Origin of the sequence: Dermabacter sp., assembly GCF_032550575.1 — a bacterium.
GTDB lineage: Bacteria > Actinomycetota > Actinomycetes > Actinomycetales > Dermabacteraceae > Dermabacter > Dermabacter hominis.
In genome coordinates, this window is the sequence record NZ_JAWFZC010000005.1 from 226,185 (window position 1) to 246,712 (window position 20,528).

17 protein-coding genes and 1 pseudogene are annotated in these 20,528 nt (G+C 64.0%); 14 read left to right on the forward strand and 4 right to left on the reverse strand.

Translation table 11 applies throughout. From position 1 onward, the window contains the following. Positions 1 to 21 precede the first annotated feature (21 nt). The 3 genes from E6X30_RS07400 to E6X30_RS07410 are packed head-to-tail and all read left to right on the forward strand — an operon-like array spanning position 22 to position 2,773. Entirely contained in the window at positions 22 to 570 is a 549-nt protein-coding gene (locus E6X30_RS07400; protein ID WP_016663043.1) for a DivIVA domain-containing protein, read from the forward strand. Beyond that, entirely contained in the window at positions 570 to 1,907 is a 1,338-nt protein-coding gene (locus E6X30_RS07405) for an RIP metalloprotease (RefSeq protein ID WP_016663042.1), read from the forward strand. The genes E6X30_RS07400 and E6X30_RS07405 overlap by 1 nt, the downstream gene beginning before the upstream one ends. Continuing rightward, on the forward strand, positions 1,904 to 2,773 hold the full coding sequence (locus tag E6X30_RS07410) for a GNAT family N-acetyltransferase (RefSeq protein ID WP_016663041.1): 870 nt from the start codon (positions 1,904 to 1,906) through the stop codon (positions 2,771 to 2,773). Before E6X30_RS07405 ends, E6X30_RS07410 begins: the two co-directional genes overlap by 4 nt. Here the strand turns inward: E6X30_RS07410 and E6X30_RS07415 are convergent. Continuing rightward, complete coding sequence (locus tag E6X30_RS07415; protein WP_016663040.1) at positions 2,770 to 3,522, reverse strand: GTP pyrophosphokinase family protein; 753 nt, start codon at positions 3,520 to 3,522, stop codon at positions 2,770 to 2,772. The two genes, E6X30_RS07410 and E6X30_RS07415, sit on opposite strands and share 4 nt — an antisense overlap. 144 nt (positions 3,523 to 3,666) lie before the next feature. Between E6X30_RS07415 and E6X30_RS07420 the strand changes: the two genes are divergently transcribed. Beyond that, a complete protein-coding gene (locus E6X30_RS07420; RefSeq protein ID WP_016663039.1) occupies positions 3,667 to 5,433 on the forward strand; it encodes a proline--tRNA ligase in 1,767 nt (588 codons plus the stop codon). 12 nt (positions 5,434 to 5,445) lie between these two features. On the opposite strand, the gene E6X30_RS07425 is transcribed toward E6X30_RS07420, so the two are convergent. Continuing rightward, positions 5,446 to 6,492 carry a DUF4439 domain-containing protein gene (locus E6X30_RS07425; protein WP_016663038.1) on the reverse strand — a complete coding sequence of 349 codons (1,047 nt, stop codon included), beginning with the start codon at positions 6,490 to 6,492 and terminating at the stop codon, positions 5,446 to 5,448. Between the two features lie 96 nt (positions 6,493 to 6,588). On the opposite strand from E6X30_RS07425, the gene rimP reads away from it, so the two are divergent. The 7 genes and pseudogenes from rimP to truB form a co-directional block, all read left to right on the forward strand. After that, entirely contained in the window at positions 6,589 to 7,134 is a 546-nt protein-coding gene (rimP, locus tag E6X30_RS07430; RefSeq protein ID WP_016663037.1) for a ribosome maturation factor RimP, read from the forward strand. A 51-nt stretch (positions 7,135 to 7,185) separates the two neighbouring features. Continuing rightward, complete coding sequence (nusA, locus tag E6X30_RS07435; protein ID WP_016663036.1) at positions 7,186 to 8,154, forward strand: transcription termination factor NusA; 969 nt, start codon at positions 7,186 to 7,188, stop codon at positions 8,152 to 8,154. Between the two features lie 208 nt (positions 8,155 to 8,362). After that, entirely contained in the window at positions 8,363 to 8,656 is a 294-nt protein-coding gene (locus E6X30_RS07440; protein ID WP_255348412.1) for a YlxR family protein, read from the forward strand. A 90-nt stretch (positions 8,657 to 8,746) separates the two neighbouring features. Then, entirely contained in the window at positions 8,747 to 11,626 is a 2,880-nt protein-coding gene (infB, locus tag E6X30_RS07445; RefSeq protein ID WP_016663035.1) for a translation initiation factor IF-2, read from the forward strand. An 89-nt stretch (positions 11,627 to 11,715) separates the two neighbouring features. Then, positions 11,716 to 12,834 (forward strand): TRM11 family methyltransferase, encoded by a 1,119-nt coding sequence (locus E6X30_RS07450; RefSeq protein ID WP_172620165.1) that lies wholly within the window; start codon positions 11,716 to 11,718, stop codon positions 12,832 to 12,834. Positions 12,835 to 12,869: 35 nt separating this feature from the next. Beyond that, on the forward strand, positions 12,870 to 13,322 hold the full coding sequence (gene rbfA, locus E6X30_RS07455; protein WP_016663033.1) for a 30S ribosome-binding factor RbfA: 453 nt from the start codon (positions 12,870 to 12,872) through the stop codon (positions 13,320 to 13,322). Positions 13,323 to 13,331: 9 nt separating this feature from the next. Further along, a pseudogene (gene truB, locus E6X30_RS07460) lies at positions 13,332 to 14,273 on the forward strand (tRNA pseudouridine(55) synthase TruB); the annotation flags it as partial. A gap of 20 nt (positions 14,274 to 14,293) precedes the next feature. On the opposite strand, the gene E6X30_RS07465 reads toward truB, so the two are convergent. After that, positions 14,294 to 15,790 carry a L,D-transpeptidase family protein gene (locus E6X30_RS07465; RefSeq protein WP_016663031.1) on the reverse strand — a complete coding sequence of 499 codons (1,497 nt, stop codon included), beginning with the start codon at positions 15,788 to 15,790 and terminating at the stop codon, positions 14,294 to 14,296. Positions 15,791 to 15,976: 186 nt separating this feature from the next. Here E6X30_RS07465 and E6X30_RS07470 point away from each other — a divergent pair, with 186 nt between their 5' ends. From E6X30_RS07470 to E6X30_RS07480, 3 genes are all read left to right on the forward strand, one after another. Beyond that, on the forward strand, positions 15,977 to 16,984 hold the full coding sequence (locus E6X30_RS07470) for a bifunctional riboflavin kinase/FAD synthetase (RefSeq protein WP_232049671.1): 1,008 nt from the start codon (positions 15,977 to 15,979) through the stop codon (positions 16,982 to 16,984). 103 nt (positions 16,985 to 17,087) lie between these two features. Then, complete coding sequence (gene rpsO / locus E6X30_RS07475) at positions 17,088 to 17,357, forward strand: 30S ribosomal protein S15 (RefSeq protein WP_016663029.1); 270 nt, start codon at positions 17,088 to 17,090, stop codon at positions 17,355 to 17,357. Positions 17,358 to 17,547: 190 nt separating this feature from the next. Beyond that, positions 17,548 to 19,785: a polyribonucleotide nucleotidyltransferase gene (locus tag E6X30_RS07480; RefSeq protein WP_016663028.1), complete on the forward strand. Its 2,238-nt coding sequence runs from the start codon at positions 17,548 to 17,550 to the stop codon at positions 19,783 to 19,785. An 83-nt stretch (positions 19,786 to 19,868) separates the two neighbouring features. Here the strand turns inward: E6X30_RS07480 and E6X30_RS07485 are convergent, their stop codons facing one another. Then, on the reverse strand, positions 19,869 to 20,468 hold the full coding sequence (locus tag E6X30_RS07485) for an RDD family protein (RefSeq protein ID WP_016663027.1): 600 nt from the start codon (positions 20,466 to 20,468) through the stop codon (positions 19,869 to 19,871). Positions 20,469 to 20,528: the final 60 nt, after the last annotated feature.

The window sequence follows — 20,528 nt, forward strand, 5'->3', positions numbered from 1 at the left end:
GTCGAGGGAGGGAGCAAGTAGATGAGTACGGCTTTTAAGCGTGCCGGACGTTTCACCTTTGGCTACAACGTCGAGGAGGTCGATGACTTCCTGTTGCGCGCGCGTGCCGCGTACGAGGGCCGCGACGGCTCCTTCCAACCAGCCGATGTGATCACCGCGAAGTTTTCAACCGAGCGTGGCGGCTACGACATGCTCGCCGTCGACGAGGCCCTTGATCGCCTCTCGGATGCGTTTGCGCTCCAGTACCGTGATGAAGCAATCGAGCGCGATGGTGAAGAGGCGTGGATCGCGGCGCTCACGGAGCGCGCGGAGGTTCTCCAGGAGCGCCTCTCCCGGCCCGCGGGCGAGCGTTTCCGCCCCGCTGGCCAGGGCGAACGGGCTTACGATCGCGAAGACGTCGATGCCCTGTGCGATCAGCTCCACGCCTATTTCACGGACGGCTTCGCGATGAGCGTCGATGATGTGCGTCGAGCAGCGTTCCGCGCACGTAAAGGCGCCGAGGGCTACCAGGAGGCCGTCGTGGATGTGTACCTCGATCACGTTGCCGACGTGATGGCTTCCGTTCCGTGATGCCCCTTTTCTACGCGCTCGGCGTCCTCTTGATGGTTGTCGGGCTCGGGCTCTCGATCGCCCTTCACGAGATCGGCCATCTCGTTCCCGCGAAGCGCTTCGGCGTGCGCGTGACCCAGTACATGATCGGTTTCGGTCCCACGCTGTTCTCGCGCGTGAAAGGGGAGACCGAATACGGGATCAAGGCGATTCCGCTTGGCGGTTATATCCGCATGATCGGCATGTTCCCGCCTCACAAGGGAGAGGATCCAGGCGTCATCCGTGAGGATTCGACGGGGTTCTTTCAGCAGATGAGCGAGGAGGCCAAGCAGTGGGACTCGAGCCAGTACTCGGCTGAGGATCGTCACCGCACCTTTGTCGCGTTGAGCGTGCCGAAGAAACTCGTCGTTATGCTCGGCGGCCCCACGATGAATCTCCTGATCGCGATCGTCCTCACCGCGATCGTCCTGAGCGGCTTCGGTCTGCCGAACGTGACGGCGAAGGTCGCTGCCGTCTCGCAATGTGTCGTGCCCGCAAATGCACCCGCAGATGTGTCGTGCGAGGGCATGCCCGAAGCCCCCGCCTTCGCCGCGGGGATCAAACCCGGGGACGTGATCACCTCGGTCGACGGGACTCGAGTCGCGAACTTTCACGAGATGAGCACGGTGATTAGGAAGCACCCTGACGACGAAGTCGAGATCGCTCTCCTGCGCGACGGTAAAGCAATGACCGTGACGGCAACTCCAGTCGCGAACACGGTCGTCGCACGCGACGACTCGGGTAAGCCGGTTAAGAATGCCGACGGTTCCTACGCGACCCGTGAGGCCGGTTTTCTCGGTGTGACCGGCACACAGGAGCTCACCCCGCGGCCTCTGACGGAGGTTCCCGGTGCCGTATGGGACCAATTCGTGGGGACCGGCAAAGTCGTCGTGACCCTTCCCGTGCGCGTGTGGGAAATCGGCAAGGCAGTGTTGAGCAGCGAAGAACGCGATCCGAATGGCCCGATGGGGGTCGTGGGCGTGAGCAGGCTCGCCGGCGAGATCGTGTCGCAGGACTCGCCCGGATTCTCCCTCAAGGAGAAAACGTGGACGTTCCTGTCGATGCTCGGCTCGCTCAACATGGCGCTTTTCGTCTTCAACCTTGTGCCGCTCATGCCGCTGGATGGCGGCCACGTCGCAGCGGCGCTGTACGAGGCGGCGCGGCGGCGCCTCGCCAAGTTGCGAGGGAAGGCGGATCCCGGACCCGTCGATGCCTCGCGCATGCTGCCCGTCACGAATGTCATCGCGATCGCCTTCATTCTCATGAGCATCCTGTTGATCTACGCCGATATCGTGAAGCCGGTGACCCTTTTCAGGTGAGTGTCCTGTCGAATCTGTGGCGCAGGCGCCCCGCAGACATCAGCCCCCTGCAAGGGCAGTGGCTCGGTCCTGCTCGTGAAGCGATGCAGAGCGAAGCGCACGTGAGCACGCTCGCCTCCGCTCGGTTCGAGGAACTTGCGGCGGTTGGTCGCAGCGGCTCCGAGTTTGCGGTGCTCACGCGCGGCAGCGAGATCCGGGGAATTCTGTGGCATGGCGTGAGCGCTAGCGTTCTCGCTCCCGATTCTTTCGACGCTGTCGAGCGCTTATCGCGGCACGCTCTCGCGCTCTCGACGCGTTACTCGTCGATCGTGGCGGAACGCAGCATCGCGATGCACATGTGGGAGGTTATGCGCGAGGGCCTTCCGCCTGAGCGCGAAGTGCGCGAGAGTCAGCCTCTTCTGGAGTATTGCGCCGGGCAACCGTCGGACCTCCCCTCCACGGGCGTGGTGGCGGCTGACACCCGCGACCTGGACCGGGTGTTTCCCGCTGCCGTCGCGATGTTTCGCGAGGAGGTGGGCACGGATCCCTGCCGCGGGGATGGCGGGCGCGGCTACCGCAACCGGGTCGAGTATCTGCTGCGCGAGCGTCGGACGTATATCGCGCGCGATGGTGAGCGGATTGTGTTTAAGGCCGATCTCGGTGCGCTCTTTGGCGGGGTTGCCCAAGTACACGGCGTGTGGATTGATCCCGCGTACCGCGGCCAAGGGCTCGCAGCGCCCTTCATGCGGGGCACAGCAGAGCTCATTCGTCGCGACCACGCACCCCGCGTCACCCTCTACGTGAACTCTTTCAACGTTCGCGCGAGACGCGCCTACGAGCGTGCGGGCTTCAGGCCGATTGGCGCACTCGCCACCGTGCTGTTCTAGGCGCTTGCGCGTCCCGGAAGAGGCGGCCCCTCGATCTGATCGCGCACGATCCCCATCTGCTCATCGAGGCTCGCGGCAGTCGCGGCGATCTCGATGAGTTTTTCGCGCATCTCGGCAGGCAGTTCGCCTTGATACTTGTACTTGAGCTCGTGTTCGGCGCTCGCCCAAAAGTCCATGGCAATCGTGCGGATCTGTACCTCGATCGGTACATCGATCGTGCGGGTCGAGAGAAACACGGGAACCTCGAGAATGAGGTGAAGAGAGCGGTAACCGCTCGGCTTGACGTTCGCGATGTAGTCCTTCTCTTCGAGAAGAGTGATGTCGGGCTGGGAGGCAAGCGCGTGGGCAACGAGGTAGCAGTCCTGGACGTAGCTGCATGTGATGCGTACGCCGCCGATGTCGCGGATGCGGTTGCGGATCTCGTCGAGATCGGGTGGGCACTGCGTGCGCACGAGCTTGCCGAGCAGCGAATCCATCGATTTCACGCGCGTTTTTACGTGCTCGATGGGGTTGTGCGGGGTCGTCACATCCCATTCGCCCGAAAGGATCTCGATCTTCGTCAGGATCTCCTTGAGGCCGAATTCGTACGGCATCATGAACCCCTCGAGCTTCTCGCGTACGACCTGCATAAGGCGATCCGGGTCGCCTTCGATCTCTTCGCGAATCGACTCGCCTTCGCCGATGAGGGCGCGCAAATATGCCATCGAGGGCGACGGCGCGATACCCGAGAGCGTGAGCGGCTCAGACATGTCATCCTTCCCGTGGTGACGAGTGACACTCCACGATACGCGCTCAGCCCTGGGATTTTGTGGGGTGCGTGCGGTGCGCCCACTAGACTGTGAGGGCCTGAGGAATTCACCTCGAAACCCCTGTTGCCAGGAGGACAACGCCCCATGCTTCGCATGTCATCGAGCTTCATTCGCACGCTTCGAGAGGACCCGGCCGAAGCCGAGTTCGCGAGTCACAAGCTTCTCGTCCGTGCCGGCTATATTCGCCGCACGGCCCCGGGAATCTACACGTGGCTTCCCCTTGGGCTCAAGGTCCTGCGCAAGGTCGAGACGATCGTGCGTGAAGAAATGGATGCCGCCGGCAGCCATGAGATTCTCTTTCCCGCGCTTTTGCCGCGCGAGCCCTACGAGGAAACGAACCGCTGGAGCGAGTACGGCGACAACCTCTTTAGGCTCACGGATCGCAAGGGTGCCGATATGCTCCTCGGCCCCACTCACGAGGAAATGTTTACCCTCGCGGTGAAAGACCTCTTCACGTCGTACAAGGACCTGCCCATTTCGCTCTATCAGGTGCAAACCAAGTACCGCGACGAAGCGCGCCCGCGTGCGGGCCTGCTGCGCGTTCGCGAGTTCATCATGAAGGACGCCTACAGCTTCGACATCGACGACGAAGGACTCGAGCGTTCCTACATGATTATGCGCGGGGCCTACCAGCGGGTCTTCGCTCGCCTCGGCCTTGAGATCGTCATTGCTCAGGCGGATGCGGGAGCGATGGGCGGCTCCCGCTCCGAAGAATTCCTCCACCCGACACCGGTGGGCGAAGATACGTTTGCGCTCAGCCCCGCGGGCTACGCCGCGAATGTTGAGGCCGTGACGACGGTCGCCGGAGAGCCCCTCGATGCAGACGCCATCGCAGCCCTCCCCGTCGCACGCGAGATCGAGACACCAGGCGTCACGACGATCGACGCTCTCGTCTCATTCCTCAACGAGAACGCCCCGCGCGAGGACTCTCGCGCGTGGGAGGCGGCCGATACCCTCAAGGCACTCGTGTATGTCGAAAAGACTCCCGAAGGCGAAGAGTCCCCGCTTCTCGTCATGATTCCGGGAGATCGCCAGGCGGATGAGAAGCGCCTCGAGACGGCCCTTGCCCCGAACGAGGTGCGTCCCTTCACTGACGAGGACTTCGCTAAGTACCCGAACGTGAAGAAGGGCTACATCGGGCCGCAGGGATGGGGCCTTGAGGCCAACGGCTATCGACTCCTGCTCGACCCGCGCGCCGTGGATGGCACGAGCTGGGTCACGGGCGCGAACCGCGAGGGCGCGCATGCGCTTGGGGTTGTCGCCGGCCGCGACTTCGTGGCCGATGGTTTCGCCGAGGTTGCCGAGGTTCGCGACGGCGATCCTTCCCCGGACGGTTCGGGTCCGCTCACCCTGACGCGCGGCATGGAGATGGGACACATCTTCCAACTCGGTCGCAAGTACGCCGAAGCTCTTGGCCTCAAAGTTCTTGACGAGAACGGCAAGCAGCAGGTCGTGACGATGGGCTCCTACGGTATCGGCGTGACTCGCGCCGTCGCCGCGATCGCCGAGACCAATCACGACGAGAAGGGCCTCGCCTGGCCGCGTGCGGTTGCGCCGCTCGACGTTCACATTCTCGCGACCGGAAAAAACCAGGAGGTCTTCGAGAAGGCCGAGGAGATCGCCGCCGCGCTCGAGGCCGAGGGCTTTGACGTGCTGTACGACGATCGCCCGAAGGTCTCACCCGGCGTGAAATTTAAGGACGCCGAACTGCTCGGTCTGCCCACAACTGTCGTCGTGGGTCGCGGGCTCGAGAAGGGCGTTGTCGAAGTACGCGATCGCCGCAGTGGGGCGAGCCGCGAAGTTCCCGTCGAGGCGGCTCTCGCGGAGATCCTCGCCGAGCTTCGCGCCTAGGGCGCCGGTGGTTTAGCTCTCGCCCTCGTCGATCCCCGGGAACGGGGGGAGGGTTTCGCGCAGCGCCTCGAGTGCCTTTGCGCTCTCGAGGGCTGCCGTGAGGAACGGCGCGCGTTCGCTCAAGGGTGCCAGCCCCGCGAGTTCGACCGCATTGGTGAGCGTGCGAGAGGTGACTTTGAGGCGTAGGTTCGCGGCCCCTTCCGCATCGAGCGGGCGAGGCAGGGCGTACCCCGCCTCGCGAGCAACCAGGGGCAGCCCAAGGCGTTCGGCGACCTCGCCGAACGTCTCAGCGTGTGAGGCGTGGACGTTAGCCGCCTTGAGGTACGCCTCACGCTGATCAGCTTTGACGCGAGTGGCTGCGACCTCGAGGGCGTAGGCCGCGAAGTTTTCGTCGGTCTGCGCTCGCTCGAGGGGGGTCTCAATGAGGTGAGTCTCAGCCGCTTCGGGTGGGTCAATCGCGGGGACCTCGCGACTGGGTTCTATATCCGTAAAGGGCTTGGGCGCACTGACGCCCGCGACGGCGGCAGCTTTCGCGACGCGGGTAAGCCGCAGAGCGGCCCACTCGGCCCATGCGCTCCCCGCGGCGCACAGATCCGCGAAGTCTCCCGAGACCTGAATGGTCGCGTGGGCGTAGAGGTCGCGCAGGGCCGCGAGGCCGCGTGCCGCGTCGAGCATGGCGCGCTCGACGGGGGCCTGCGTGCCGACAGCTGCGCTCTCGTGGGCGGATCCCCCCTTTTCGGTGCGATTCGCCTCAGCCGAGGCGATTTTCTCCTGTTCGGCGCCCGTGCGGAGTGCTCGCTGGTGGATCGCGAGCGCAGACGTCAGGAACGACGGGAAATCTTCGTGCGGGCGGGCGGTCTCGAGAATGCCCGCGAGGTCCGTCACAGACGTGAGGAGTTCCGTGCGGTAGATCTCGTCTATTCCCGGGGGTGGGGGTGTGTAGGTTTCGCGCTGGCCGATCGCGATGCGCGTGGGCCCCGTGCAGCTCGCCAGTAGCGGCGCCGCGAGGATTCCCGCGAGAAACCCACGCCTGGCCAGGCCTTTTGTTACGTGCCTCATGCGGCTCCTCGTTCCCGGATGTGCCACCATGTTCAGCACATTATGATCTCGGTGTCCCACTCTATTGGGTACGGACGAGCGCGCGAAAGGAGCCCCATGGAGAAGAACGCCACCTCCGCTCAGGCCGGTCAGGTTGAAACACTCTCGAAGGCCTTCGCGCCCATCGTCGAGGGGCACGGACTCGTTGTCGAGCATCTCACCGTCAAGACACGAGGGGCCGCAACCCTTCTCGACGTCGTCGTCGATCTTCCCGAAGATGAAATCGGGAGCGCCGATCTCGATACCCTCACCGACGTGTCGCGCGAGCTTTCTGACCTCCTCGACGCTGATACGTCGCTTATAGGGGAAGGGCCTTCGACGCTCGAGGTCACGACCCCGGGTGTGTTTCGGCCCCTGACCGAAATTCGCCACTTTAAGCGCGCCCGCACCCGCCTTCTCGACGTTGAAGACACCTCGGGGCGCACCTTTCTTGGCCGCCTCGAGGACGTTGAGGGCGAACAGCTCGTGTTTGACGTGCAGAAACCGCCGCACGTTCCGAAGAAGGCCGCGAAGGCGGCGCCGGCAGGCAAGGTGCCGCCGGGACCGCACCGGATGCACGTGTCCGACGTCGCCCGGGCCGAGGTTCATCTCGAGTTTCGTTAGTCCCGGACAGCCACCGCACATAATTGAAGAACAGATCATAAGGAGCACGCAATGGATATCGATATGGGAGCGCTTCGCGCGCTCGAACGCGAACGCGAGATCAGCATGGAGGTTCTCCTCGAGGCGATCGAGAGTGCCCTTCTTGCCGCCTACCAGCACACGCCGCACCCCGCGCGCGAGGCGCGTGTGGAGATCGACTCAAAGACGGGTGTGGTGACCGTCATTGCTCGCGATGTTGATGTCGATGGCGAGGTTGAAGAGTGGGATGACACGCCCGAGGGCTTTGGCCGCGTTGCTGCTTCGATCGCGCGTCAGGTGATTTTCCAGCGTATTCGCGCGCTCGAAGACGAGGCTGTTCTCGGCGAGTTTGCGGGCCGCGCTGATGACATCGTCTCTGGCGTCATTCAGCAGGGGCGTGACTCCCGAATGGTTCAGGTTGACCTCGGCAACGTCGAAGGCCTCCTTCCCCCGCACGAGCAGGTACCAGGCGAGAGCTACCCGCACGGCAAGCGCATCCGCGCCTACGTTGTCGATGCGCGACGTGGCCCGAAGGGACCCTCGATTACGCTTTCGCGCACCCACCCGAACTTCGTGCGCCGCCTTTTCGAGCTTGAAGTTCCCGAGATCGCCGACGGCACCGTGGAGATCGTTTCGCTCGCACGGGAGTCGGGGCACCGCACGAAAATGGCGGTTCGCGCGAACGTCGCTGGCGTCAATGCGAAGGGGGCGTGCATCGGTCCCATGGGTGCGCGCGTGCGCTCGGTCATGAACGAACTCGAGGGGGAGAAGATCGACATCGTCGACTTTGACGACAACCCCGCGACGTACGTGGGTAATGCACTCAGCCCTGCGCGCGTCGCCTCTGTCGTCGTGACCGACGAAGTTAATCGACAGGTGCGCGCGGTTGTGCCAGACAATCAGCTTTCGCTCGCGATCGGCAAGGAAGGGCAGAACGCGCGCCTCGCCGCGAAGCTCACGGGTTGGCGAATCGACATTCGCACCGAGGGCCAGGAGGACTGAGAGGCGGTCGCTGAACCCCGGCGGCCCACGTGATAGTGCGCACGGCATCTCCGGCAATTCGTCTACGTTTTGCCAGCCGGGGGTAGACTAGAAGGGCTGATCATTCGTATTCGAGAGGGAAGTTGTCGCCATCACCGAGAATCACGCCGCACAGAGCTCGCGCTCACGTCGGCCCTCTCGCGCGGCACATCGACCGTCTCGCACGTGCGTGGGTTGCCGGGAAACCGGCGAACGCCACGCGATGATCCGCGTGGTCCGGGAGGAACAGGGAACATCCCTCAGCCTCGCTGTTGACCCGAGCGCGAGTGCCCACGGGCGCGGTGCCTGGGTTCATCCGGACCTCGCATGCATTGCTTTCGCTCTCACACGCGGCGGTTTCCAGCGCTCCTTCCGGGCGCCGGTAGACGTCGCGGCACTTGAACGGGAGGGAACTCTCGAGAGGGCGCGTGAGGCGATGACTCACCCCACACGGGGTGCCGAACCACATTTGGAAGCGGGATAACACCAATGGACATCCGATGAGTACTCGAAAATGAGCACCCTCAGGAACTAGTGGACCGCGCCTGCTCGGCGCGGCCGAGACAGGAGAATTGTGGCTAAACTTCGCGTCCACGAGCTCGCCAAAGAGCTGGGAATGCCAAGTAAAGAAGTCCTCGCGAAGCTCAATGACATGGGCGAATTCGTGACCAGTGCGTCCTCGACAATCGAGGCGCCCGTGGCCCGCCGTGTGCGTGCCGCGTTCCCGAACGCAGGAAAGAAGAAGGGCGAGGAGGCGTCGGAATCGAAGGGCGCCGCCAAGAAGCCCGCGCCCCGCAAGCCGGCCCCGAAGAAGGCTGCGGAACCGAGCGCTACCAAGGCGGAGCCGAAGCCGGCACCGAAGGCGGAGGCCGAGAGCCCCGCGCCGAAGCCGAAGGCCAGCACCGATGCGCCCGCGGCAAAGCCCGGTGCAGCACCCAAACCCGGTGCACGCTCGAACGCGCCGAAACCCGGCGCACCCAAGCCAGGGGCCAAGCCCAAGGCCGATGCCGCCCCCGCACCGAGGCCCGGTGGCGCTCCCAAGCCCGGCGCTAACCGCCCCGGCCCGCGCCCCGGTGGCGCTCGTCCCGGCAATAACCCGTTTGCGTCCTCGCAGGGGATGCCGCGTCCGGGTGGTCGCCCCGGCAACAACCCGTTTGCCTCCTCCCAGGGCATGCCGCGTCCCGGCGGTCGTCCAGGCCCTCGCCCCGGCGGCGAGTCGCAGGGTGGTCCGCGCCCGCAGCGTCGCGACGGAGATTCGCGACCCTCGCGCGAGGGCCGCGGCAACGCACGTCCGTCTAACCGCGGGCCCCGCCCCAACCCGAACATGATGCCTGCGCACTCGCCGCAGGCCGAGAGCCAAGGTCGTCCCGCAGGCGGCAACGGTGGCCGCGGAGGTCGCGGTGGCCGTGGCCGCGGTGGCTTCGGCGGCGGTCCGGGTGGCCCCGGTGGCGCTCCCGGTCGTCCGGGTGGTCGCCCCGGTGGTGGTGGTCGCGGCGGTCGCCGTGGTGGCACCCAGGGCGCCTTTGGGCGTGGCGGCAAACCAGCCAAGAGCAGGAAGTCGAAGCGCGCAAAGCGCCAGGAATTCGAGCAGATGCAGGCTCCCGCACCGGGCGGCGTGCAGATCCCGCGCGGTGACGGCAATACCGTCATCCGCTTGCGCCGCGGTGCGACCCTGAGCGACTTCGCCGAGCGCATTGACGTCAACCCCGCCTCGCTCATCACCGTGCTGTTTGCGATGGGTGAGATGGCGACGGCAACCCAGTCGCTCGACGAAGACACGTTCCAGCTTCTCGGCGAGGAACTCGGTTACAAGATTCAAATCGTTTCTCCCGAGGACGAGGAGCGCGAGCTTCTCGAGCAGTTCGACATCGACCTCGAAGGCGAACTTGCCGAGGAGACGGAAGAGGACCTCGAGCCTCGCTCGCCCGTTGTCACCGTCATGGGTCACGTCGACCACGGTAAGACCCGCCTTCTCGATGCGATCCGACGCGCGAACGTGGGCCAGGGTGAAGCCGGCGGCATCACCCAGCACATCGGTGCCTACCAGGTGCAGGTGGAGCACGAAGGCGAAATGCGCCCCATCACGTTCATCGATACCCCCGGTCACGAGGCGTTCACCGCTATGCGTGCCCGCGGCGCCAAAGTCACGGACATCGCGATCCTCGTGGTTGCCGCTGACGACGGCGTGATGCCGCAGACGATCGAGGCGCTCAACCACGCGCAGGCCGCAGACGTGCCCGTCGTGGTGGCCGTCAACAAGATCGATAAGGAGTCCGCGAACCCCGACAAGATCCGTGCCCAGCTCACCGAGTACAACCTCGTGGCTGAGGAATACGGCGGCGACACGATGTTCGTCGATGTCTCGGCGCGCGAAAACCTCCACATCGATGACCTTCTCGAGGCCGTCCTGCTTACCGCGGATGCTGCCCTCGAACTCAAGGCAAACCCGAACAAGGATGCCCGTGGTGTGGCGATCGAGGCGAGCCTCGACCGTGGCCGCGGCCCCGTCGCGACCGTGCTCGTCGAGCAGGGAACCCTGCGTGTCGGCGATGCGATCGTGTGTGGCACCGGCCATGGCCGCGTGCGCGCCATGATCGACGAGAACGGCAACCAGCTCGAAGAAGCAGGCCCATCGCGACCCGTTCAGGTGCTCGGCCTCAGCTCCGTTCCCGGCGCCGGTGACTCGTTCATCGTTGCCGCCGACGAGCGCATGGCACGCCAGATCGCCGAGAAGCGCGAGGCAGCTCAGCGCGCCGCGCAGCTGTCGAAGCGCCGCAAGCGCATGAGCCTCGAGGATCTCAAGGCGGCAATGGAAGAGGGCAAGATCGAGACCCTCAACCTCATCCTCAAGGGCGATGCCTCCGGTTCGGTCGAAGCCCTCGAAGAGGCGCTGCTCGGCATCGACGTGAGCGAGGACGTGCAGCTTCGCATCATCGATCGCGGCGTTGGTGCGATCACGATGAACAACATCAACCTCGCCGTTGCCTCGGATGCCGTCATCATCGGTTTCAACGTGCGTGCCGAAGGCCAGAACGCCGAGTACGCCGAGCGTGAAGGTGTCGAGATCAAGTACTACTCGGTCATCTACCGCGCGATCGAGGACATCGAGAACGCCCTTCTCGGCATGCTCAAGCCCGAGTACGAAGAGAAGGACACGGGCAGCGCGGAAATTCGCGAGATCTTCCGCTCCTCGAAGTTCGGCAACATCGCGGGTTCGCTCGTCATGTCTGGCACGATCAACCGCGGCTCGAAGGCTCGCATCACGCGCCAGGGCGTCGTGATCACGGAGGGCCTCGAGATCGCCGGTCTGCGTCGCTTCAAGGACGACGTGACCGAGGTCCGCGAGGGCTACGAGTGCGGTATCAACCTGGGCAGCTTCAACGACGTCCAGGAAGGCGACCTCATCACGACCTACGAAATGGTCGAGAAGCCGCGCGAAAAGAAGAAGGACTAATCGCCTTTCGGTGATAACACGCGGGCGGCGCTTCGGTTGAGGCCGGGGCGCCGCCCGTTTCGCCGCCGTTGCCCCGCATGCTGCGGCACATGACGATGAACGGAGAGAACATGCGTGTCAATGTCCTCATCGCACCGAGCGCGAACAGGGTGTACGGGTTGGAAGCTCCGCGTCTCGCTGCAGCCGAACTTGCGTTCGTCCTCAACGATGGTGCTCCCGGCGTGCTCACGGGCACGAGCGACGTGCGCGAGGCGGGCCTCGATTTCCTCGCCCTCGACATCGACGATGAAGCGTGGGAACGCCCCGAAGTCCAGCGCGAGCTCGCGTTCGCCCTCGCCTACAGCCCGCACGTGTTTGCGGCTTTCGAGGAGGTCGGGCGCATGCCCGCCCCAACGGCGGATCGCACGTACGTGGATGAAAGTCCGACGCTTCCCTTGCTCCAGCCGATTCCGCTTCCGGACGTTGAGCGCTACCCGAGTACCCTGCTCACGACTCTCAAGTATCAGGGGAAAACAAATGAGCAGTTCACGGCGCTTCTTGTGCACCTCGCGGCGCATGCCGCAGGCAAAGCGCAGGCGCTGCGCGAGGGAACGTTGCGCGTCCTCGATCCAGTCGCCGGCCGCGGAACCACGCTCAACCAGGCGCTCATGTGGGGACTGAGCCCCGTGGGCGTCGACCTCGACAAGAAGGACGCTGAACTCTACCGCGCGTTCCTCACAACGTGGATGCGCGAGAATCGACTCAAGCACACGACGTCGCACACGAAGCTCACTATCAATAAGAAGGCACTCGGGCGGCACTTTCATGCTGAGCTCGCCCGCTCGAAGAGCGATCAGCGCGCGGGGCGCAGCCAGAGCCTCGAGTTCTACACGGCGGATTCGACCGGACTCGATCACTTCCTCAAAGCCCGCAGCGTCGATGTGATCGTCGCCGACCTCCCTTACGGCGTGCAGCACGGTGCGAAGGTGGGCGCGCACCTCAGCCGCTCACCGCTTGATCTCTTGCGAAACGCCCTGCCTGCGTGGACTCGTGTTCTCGCCCGCGGCGGCTCCGTGGCGCTGGCCTACAATCGTCACACGACTCCCGCGGATGACGTGCGCGCTATCCTCGAAGAGCACGGGCTTACGAGCGTGGGGGAGGACAGCAACTTTAGGCACCGGGTCGATGCGTCGATCGACCGCGACATCGCGCTTGCGCGCAAGGCATAGCGCGTCGGAACTTCCGATTACTCAAGGAGAGACCCATGAACGACAATCCCCGCGTACGGCGCCTCGCCGATCAGATTAAAAAGATCGTGGCCCGCACGCTCGATGAAAAAGTCAAGGATCCGCGGCTCGGTTTCGTGACGGTCACCGATGTTCGCCTCACCGGCGATGGCCAGCACGCCTCGATTTTCTACACCGTTTATGGAAGCGACGAGGAGCGAGCCGGGACCGCTGCCGCTCTCAAGGCCGCGAAGGGCATGCTGCGGAGCGCTGTGGGGCGCGGCATCACCGCGCGCCTCACTCCGTCTCTCGAGTTCTTCGAGGACACGATCCCGGAAACATCGAAAACGATCGAGGATCTTCTCGTCGAAGCACACCACCGCGATAGCGAGCTTGAACGCGAACGTGCCGGCAAGCAGTTCGCGGGCGACGCCGATCCCTACCGCGTCCCCGGCGAGCATCTCGTGGACGACGACGAGGACGATGAGTAAAAACGCGCGGGGGAGGGGCCTCACGGTTTCCTCCTCCTCGATAAGCCGGCGGGGCTGACGAGCCACGACGTTGTCGCACGCGTGCGCTACCACCTCAATACGCGCAAGGTCGGCCACGCGGGCACGCTTGACCCCGCCGCGACGGGCCTCCTCCTTCTCGGCGTAGGGCACGGCACAAAGCTGCTCACCTATGCCGTGGGACTCGATAAGACCTATGAAGCGACGATTCGACTCGGGCATGCGACCGTCACGGACGATGCGGAAGGTGAGCGGCTTGGCGACGTTGCCCCCGCGCATGAGCTGCGTGCGCTGAAGGAGGATCGTAGCAGGCTCGAGAGCGCCATCGGTGACCTTACGGGAGATATCGAGCAAGTCCCGAGCGCCGTGAGCGCAATCAAGGTGGGCGGCGTGCGCTCCTACGCCCGCGTGCGCGGGGGAGAGGAGGTCGAACTTGCCGCGCGCCCCATTCGCGTGGAGCGCTTCGAGATTCGTGATCTCCGCATGGCAGGAGACTTCCTCGACGTGGATTGCGTCGTGGACTGCAGCTCCGGCACCTACATCCGTGCGCTTGCACGCGACCTCGGCGCTGCCCTCGGAGTAGGCGGGCACCTCACCGCTTTACGGCGCACGCGCGTGGGCGACTTCACCGTGGACAACGCCCAGCGAATTCCCGAGCGCGATGCGCCGCGCGCGGCAGAGGACCCCTCGGGAGGATTGCACCTCACGCCGCTGGGCGAAGCGGCCCTGTCGTTTTTGCCTTTGCTGCCCGTGAGCGAGCGCGAAGCTGCGGCGCTCAGATATGGGCAATGGATTGAGGCTCCTCAAGCGTCGGAACCCGAAACCTACCCGGCGGCCGCGATCGTGCCGCCCACGGGTGAGCTCGTGGCAATCGTCGAACCGGCCCCCAAAAGAGGCCTCCTCAAGAGCGCGAGCGTTGTACCGCGCCTCTAAAGCGCGCAGGTTCCCCGCTGTCAGCGGTGCGAGACAACCTTCGTTCCGAGGCTTGCCCACTCGAACAGCCACTTGGCGTCCTTCACACGCATGTTCACGCAACCGTGCGAGCCGGAGTAGCCAAAGCTCGAGCGCCACGGTGCCGAGTGGAGTGCGTACCCCTTGTGGAAGAACTGGTTGTACTTGACGCCCTTCGTGCAGTAGTCGTATCGCGGCGTGCAGCCCATGTTCTGCACCTCGGTACGGTGCCAGATCTCGTACTCACCCGTGGGCGTTTCGGTGCCCTTGCCGCCATCCACGACGGAGACGGGGCCCCACACGGCCTTGTCGCCCACGTAGGCGGTCACGGTCTTGTTCGCGAGGTTGATATCGATCCACTTCTCGCCGTTGTGGGCCTCGGCGGGAGCGTAGGAGGGAAGCTCGCTGGGAACCTTTTCCGGGTCCACGGGCGCCTTCTCAACCTTCTTTTCCTTGACCTCGGCCTTCTCGACCTCGGTGATCATGGCGATATCGAGGTTCTCACCCGCGGAGAGCGCGTGGGTCAGCTTCTCGGTGATGTCCTTTTGATTCGTGACCTTGACGCCGTCCTTGCCGGGGGAGACCTCGGTGCGTGAGCCGTCCTCGGCGACTTCGACGATGCCGTCCTTCTTCGTCGTGGCAACCTTGTCGGCGATCTTCCCGACGTACGTGTCGACTTTTTCTTGATCGATGCTGATCTCGAAGTTGTCGCCCTTGTCGTTCGGGGTGATCGACACGAAACGTAGGCGGTCCTTGCGCTTGACCTCGAAGGTTTTGTTCTCGGGGCCCGTCACGACCAGGGAGCTCTTGAGCATGGTTTCGAGCTTGTCGAGCGTGGCCTGTGCGGCTTCGGTGTTGAGCTGTGGCTCGATGGTCGTGAACTCTTGCGTCACGGTGAAGTCTTTGAGCTCGGGCGCGTGTTTCTTCACGTCCTTGACGAAGTTGGCGGGATCGACGCCCTTGCCTGCCTTCGATTCAACGACGGAGAACTCCTTGGTCTCGTCGTCCTGGACGATTTGCGCATCGACGGGCTCGACTTCGTTGTCGGGAACGAGGGACTCGGCGTAAGCGCGGGCTTTCTCCTCGTCGACGGTGACAACGGGCGTGATGGAGTGCGTGCCGCTCAGGGCAGCGCTCACAACCGACGGGATGCTCGACTCACGTGAAAGGGCTTTCTCGACAGTCTTATCGACGTCGATGCGCCCACCGATCTCCTCGAGGGGAACGGTTGTGCGCTCGCCGTTGGCGTCGACGGTGACAGTGACGCCGGTGGTTTCTTTCTGGACGATTGTGCGAATTTGCTCGGTCGTTTTTCCAGCGACATCGACTCCGGCAATCGTGGTGCCGGGCAGGGCCTTGCCCTCAAATTGCTTTGCGTACGCGAACGAGCCGCCGGTCGCGACGAGTGCGATGACGACAGCCAAAGCCGTGAGAACGAGAAGTACTGTTCGACCGTGCTTCTTGGAAGCGGGAGTGTGTGTCACGGGGGTGGTTGACATGCGCTCGATCCTTCACACGTAGAGAGGGGACTACGTTCACTGTAGCGAATGCGCGCGACAGATTTAAGATGCAAGGAAGTATGCGAGGTGTGTCATGAGTGACGTTACCGACCCCGCCCGCGAAGCCTCCTCGCTGTTCATCGGTTAAGGTGGCATGTGTTCGATCCCCCCCCACGAAAGCTTGCCGTGAACGAAGTGACCTCCTCGCGCGTGTGGCGCGACCCTCATGAGGTTCCGCGTGAACTCGCGCCGGGCGTGGTGACGATCGGGAACTTTGACGGCGTGCACCGTGGTCATCGTCGAGTCATCGACTCGCTCGTGTCGTACGCGAGTGCTCACGACCTTGCGCCGCGCGCCCTCACTTTCCATCCGCATCCCCGCCACGTCATGACCGGTAGCGAAGAGCCGATGCTGATCACGGGATACGACGATCGAAATGCCCTCGTGTGCGAAGCGGGTGTCGAAGACCTGCTCGATGTCCACTTCACGCTCGAGTTTGCGCAGCTGCGTGCTGAGGAGTTCGTGCGCGAGTACCTTGTTGACCTCCTTCGTGCGCGTGCCGTTGTGCTCGGGAAGGACTCGCGATTCGGACGCCGTAACGAAGGTGACTTTCACACGATGGTCGAACTCGGCGAGAAGTACGGCTTCCAGGTCGTGAGTGTCGAGGAGCTCGATGCGGATACCGAGGCGGAGTCGGGAGGGCGCGAGCGCATCTCCTCGACTCTCGTTCGGAAGAGTTTGCTTGCGGGTGATATGTCCGGTGCTGCGCGCATGCTCGGCCGGTGGCACTCGGTGCGCGATACGGTACGCCATGGTTTTAAGCGTGGGCGGGAACTGGGATTTCCCACGGCAAACTTCAGTGCCCACCCGAGTGGTGCCGTCCCGATCGACGGGGTGTACGCGGGCTACTTTTCGGTGCTTGACGGCGACCGATTCCTCGAGCGAGTTCCCGCGACCATTTCCGTGGGCACGAACCCGACGTTCGAAGAGGGCCCTGCTTACCGGATCGTGGAGACGTACGTGCTCGGCTCGCACGAGTACGAGCTCTACGATCGGCAAGCGAAAGTGGAGTTTGTGGAGCGGCTCAGGCCGACGCTTGCCTTCGATGGCATCGAGGCCCTGGTCGAGCAGATGCACCGCGATGTGGCCGTGACTCGCAGCACTCTTGCCGCCCATGGCGACCCGCGCGCCTAACGCTGCTGCTAGCCTTGGAAGGCCGTGCTTAATCGGCCACGGATTCTAAGTGCTCGGGAGAACAGGCCCCGGTGCGCCGTGCAACAAGGTGATAGGAGAGCCAGTGGCTTACGATTCCTCCGTCAAGCAGGAGATCATTAAGGAATACGGTCTGAGCGAGGGTGACACCGGCTCGCCCGAGGTGCAGATTGCGCTTCTGTCGCATCGCATCAACTACCTCACCGAGCACCTCAAGGATCACAAGCACGATCACCACACCCGTCGTGGGCTGCTTCTCCTCGTTGGTCGCCGCAAGCGCCTTCTGCAGTACCTGCAGTCGGTCGACATTGAGCGTTACCGTTCGCTGATTCAGCGTCTCGGTCTGCGCCGCTGACTTTATTCCGCCGCTCACCCGCCGGGTGGGCGGCGTTTTACCATCCATCGAGTTTTCCTTGCAACAATGATGAGAGGGGGATCGGTCCTCGGCAGTGACGTCTTCCGCGCAGGCGGGATACGCGACTGGCGATGGCCGGCCCCACGCAAAGAAAACTCTTGTTCACCACAGAAAGAGAGTGACAGTGACCATGGAAGGCCACAACATTCATTCAACGATCGCCACGATCGACAACGGCTCGTACGGCAAGCGCGAAGTGCGCTTTGAAACCGGCCGCCTCGCAAAGCAGGCCGCGGGTGCCGTCGCCGTCTACCTCGACGACGACACGATGGTGTTCAGCGCAACCGCTGTCTCCAATCAGCCGAAGGAGCAGTTCGACTTCTTCCCGCTGACTGTTGACGTCGAAGAGCGCATGTACGCCGCGGGCCGCATCCCCGGCTCCTTCTTCCGCCGCGAGGGCCGCCCGGGTACCGACGCGATCCTCGCAGCCCGCCTGACCGACCGCCCGCTGCGCCCCGCCTTCGTCAAGGGCCTGCGCAACGAGGTCCAGGTTGTTCTCACGGTTATGGCTGTGAACCCCGACGATGCCTATGACGTCGTTGGCATCAACGGCGCCTCGGCCTCGACCCAGATTTCGGGCCTGCCGTTCTCGGGCCCCATCGGTGGCGTGCGTATCGCGCTCATGCCGAATGCCGAGGGCGGCCAGTGGATCGCCTTCCCGACCTTCAGCCAGCTCGATGAGGCCGTGTTCTCGATGGTCGTCGCTGGACGCATCGTTGAAGATGACGTCGCGATCATGATGGTTGAGGCCGAAGCGACCGACAACGCCTGGTCGCTTATCAAGGAGCAGGGAGCGGTGGCGCCGACCGAAGAGGTCGTCGCCCAGGGCCTCGAAGCTGCCAAGGTTTACATCCGAACGCTGTGCGAGGCCCAGAAGGAGCTCGCCGCGAAGGCTGCGAAGCCCGTTCGTGAGTTCCCGCTCTTCCTCGACTACCAGGACGATGCGTACGATCTCGTCGCTGAAGCGGCGACCGATCGCCTCCGTGAGGTCATGAGCATCGCGGGCAAGCAGGAACGCGAAGAGGCCACCGAGACTCTGCTCGCGCAGGTCAAGGAGGAACTCGCCGACAAGCTCGACGAGCGCGAGAAGGAAATTACCGGAGCCTTCCGTGCGCTCACGAAGAAGGTCGTGCGCGAGAAGATCCTTACGGAGGGCGTGCGTATTGACGGCCGCGGCCTTCGCGACATCCGCCAGCTTTCGGCCGAGGTCGAGGTGCTGCCGCGAGTGCACGGTTCGGCTATCTTCGAGCGCGGCGAGACCCAGATTCTTGGCGTCACCACCCTCAACATGCTCAAGATGGAGCAGCAGATCGACGGCCTTTCGCCTGTCGATCACAAGCGCTACATCCACCACTACAACTTCCCGCCCTACTCGACCGGTGAGACGGGCCGCGTGGGCTCGCCCAAGCGCCGCGAAATCGGCCACGGCATGCTCGCCGAGCGCGCACTCGTGCCGGTTCTGCCGAGCCGTGAGGAGTTCCCGTACGCGATTCGACAGGTATCCGAGGCTCTCGGCTCAAACGGCTCGACCTCGATGGGCTCCGTGTGCGCTTCGACCCTCGCGCTCCTGAATGCCGGTGTGCCCCTCAAGGCGCCCGTTGCCGGTATCGCTATGGGCCTCGTTTCCGACACCGTGAACGGCGAGACGAAGTACGCGGCTCTCACCGACATCCTCGGTGCAGAGGACGCTTTCGGCGACATGGACTTTAAGGTCGCGGGAACCTCAGAGTTCGTGACGGCTATCCAGCTCGACACGAAGCTTGACGGCATCCCCGCTTCCGTCCTCGCAGGCGCCCTGTCGCAGGCTCGCGAAGCTCGCCTGCACATTCTCTCGGTTCTCGAAGAGGCCATCGATCAGCCCGATGAGATGAGCCCGAACGCCCCGCGCGTTCTCGCCGTCACCATCCCGGTGGACAAGATCGGTGCGGTCATCGGTCCGAAGGGGCAGATGATCAACCAGATTCAGGACGACACGGGCGCGGACATCACGATCGAGGACGACGGCACCGTGTACATCGGTGCGACCGACGGCCCCTCGGCTGAGGCTGCGCGTGCGGCCGTCAACGCGATTGCGAACCCGCTCGTTCCCGAGGTCGGCGAACGGTACCTCGGCACGGTTGTGCGTGTCGTCGACTTTGGCGCGTTCATCTCCCTCACCCCGGGCAAAGACGGCCTGCTGCACGTCTCGCAGTTGCGTAAGCTCAACGGCGGTAAGCGCGTGGAGAGCGTCGACGACGTCGTGAGCGTTGGCCAGAAGCTCGAGGTTGAGATCCGCGAGATCGACTCGCGCGGCAAGATCTCGCTCGCTGTGGCGGCTGACGAAGACGACGCTGAGAAGACGGACGAGTCCGAGCAGGGCGCCGAGTAGCCTTTCGCGCTCTCGCGCAAAGCACGACGAGAGTGGGCGGCCAGGAAATCCTGGCCGCCCACTCTATTGCTGGGGAGAGCTATTTAGCTATTCGCGATAACGACGGTCTTCGCGATCTTGTCGTGCCAGCCTTGCTGGCGACCCGAACTATCGAACAGGGGCGAGAGCCAGCACGCGAGCGCAGCGAGCCCACCCACGATCGGGATAAGCCCCATCACTCCGGGCAGGGCGAAACGCAGAAGTGCGTTGAGCAGCTGCGGATTTTCTCCCGTTTCGACGCTCACGACCTTGATCTTCATGACCATTTTGCCGAGGGTGGCACCGTAGAAAGTGAGCATGAGGGTTTCGTACGCGAGACCGATGATCGCGATCAAAAGGATGACAACAAACGACACACCAAATGTGAGGATAGAGCCAGTTTCGCTTCCCGAGGCGGCCGCGGCGAAAATGATAACGCCGAGGATGGCGCCGATGATGCCGCCGGCGGCGCCGGCGATCAAACCATCGATAATGCGAGCGAGAGCGCGTTGACCGACGCTCGCGAGAGTACGGGTACCCTTACCGGGGATCTCTATGCTTCCAGTGCCCGAACCGGATGACTGCTGGCCGAAGCTCTGCTGCCCCTGGTGGGGCTGGTTCGTGTGCGGATCCTGCGGCTGGAAACTTGGGGTGGGATTCGACATTCTGCTCCTCGGGAGACGGGCAACGATCGTGCGGCCGCGAGTGACCGCGCCTATAGAGTA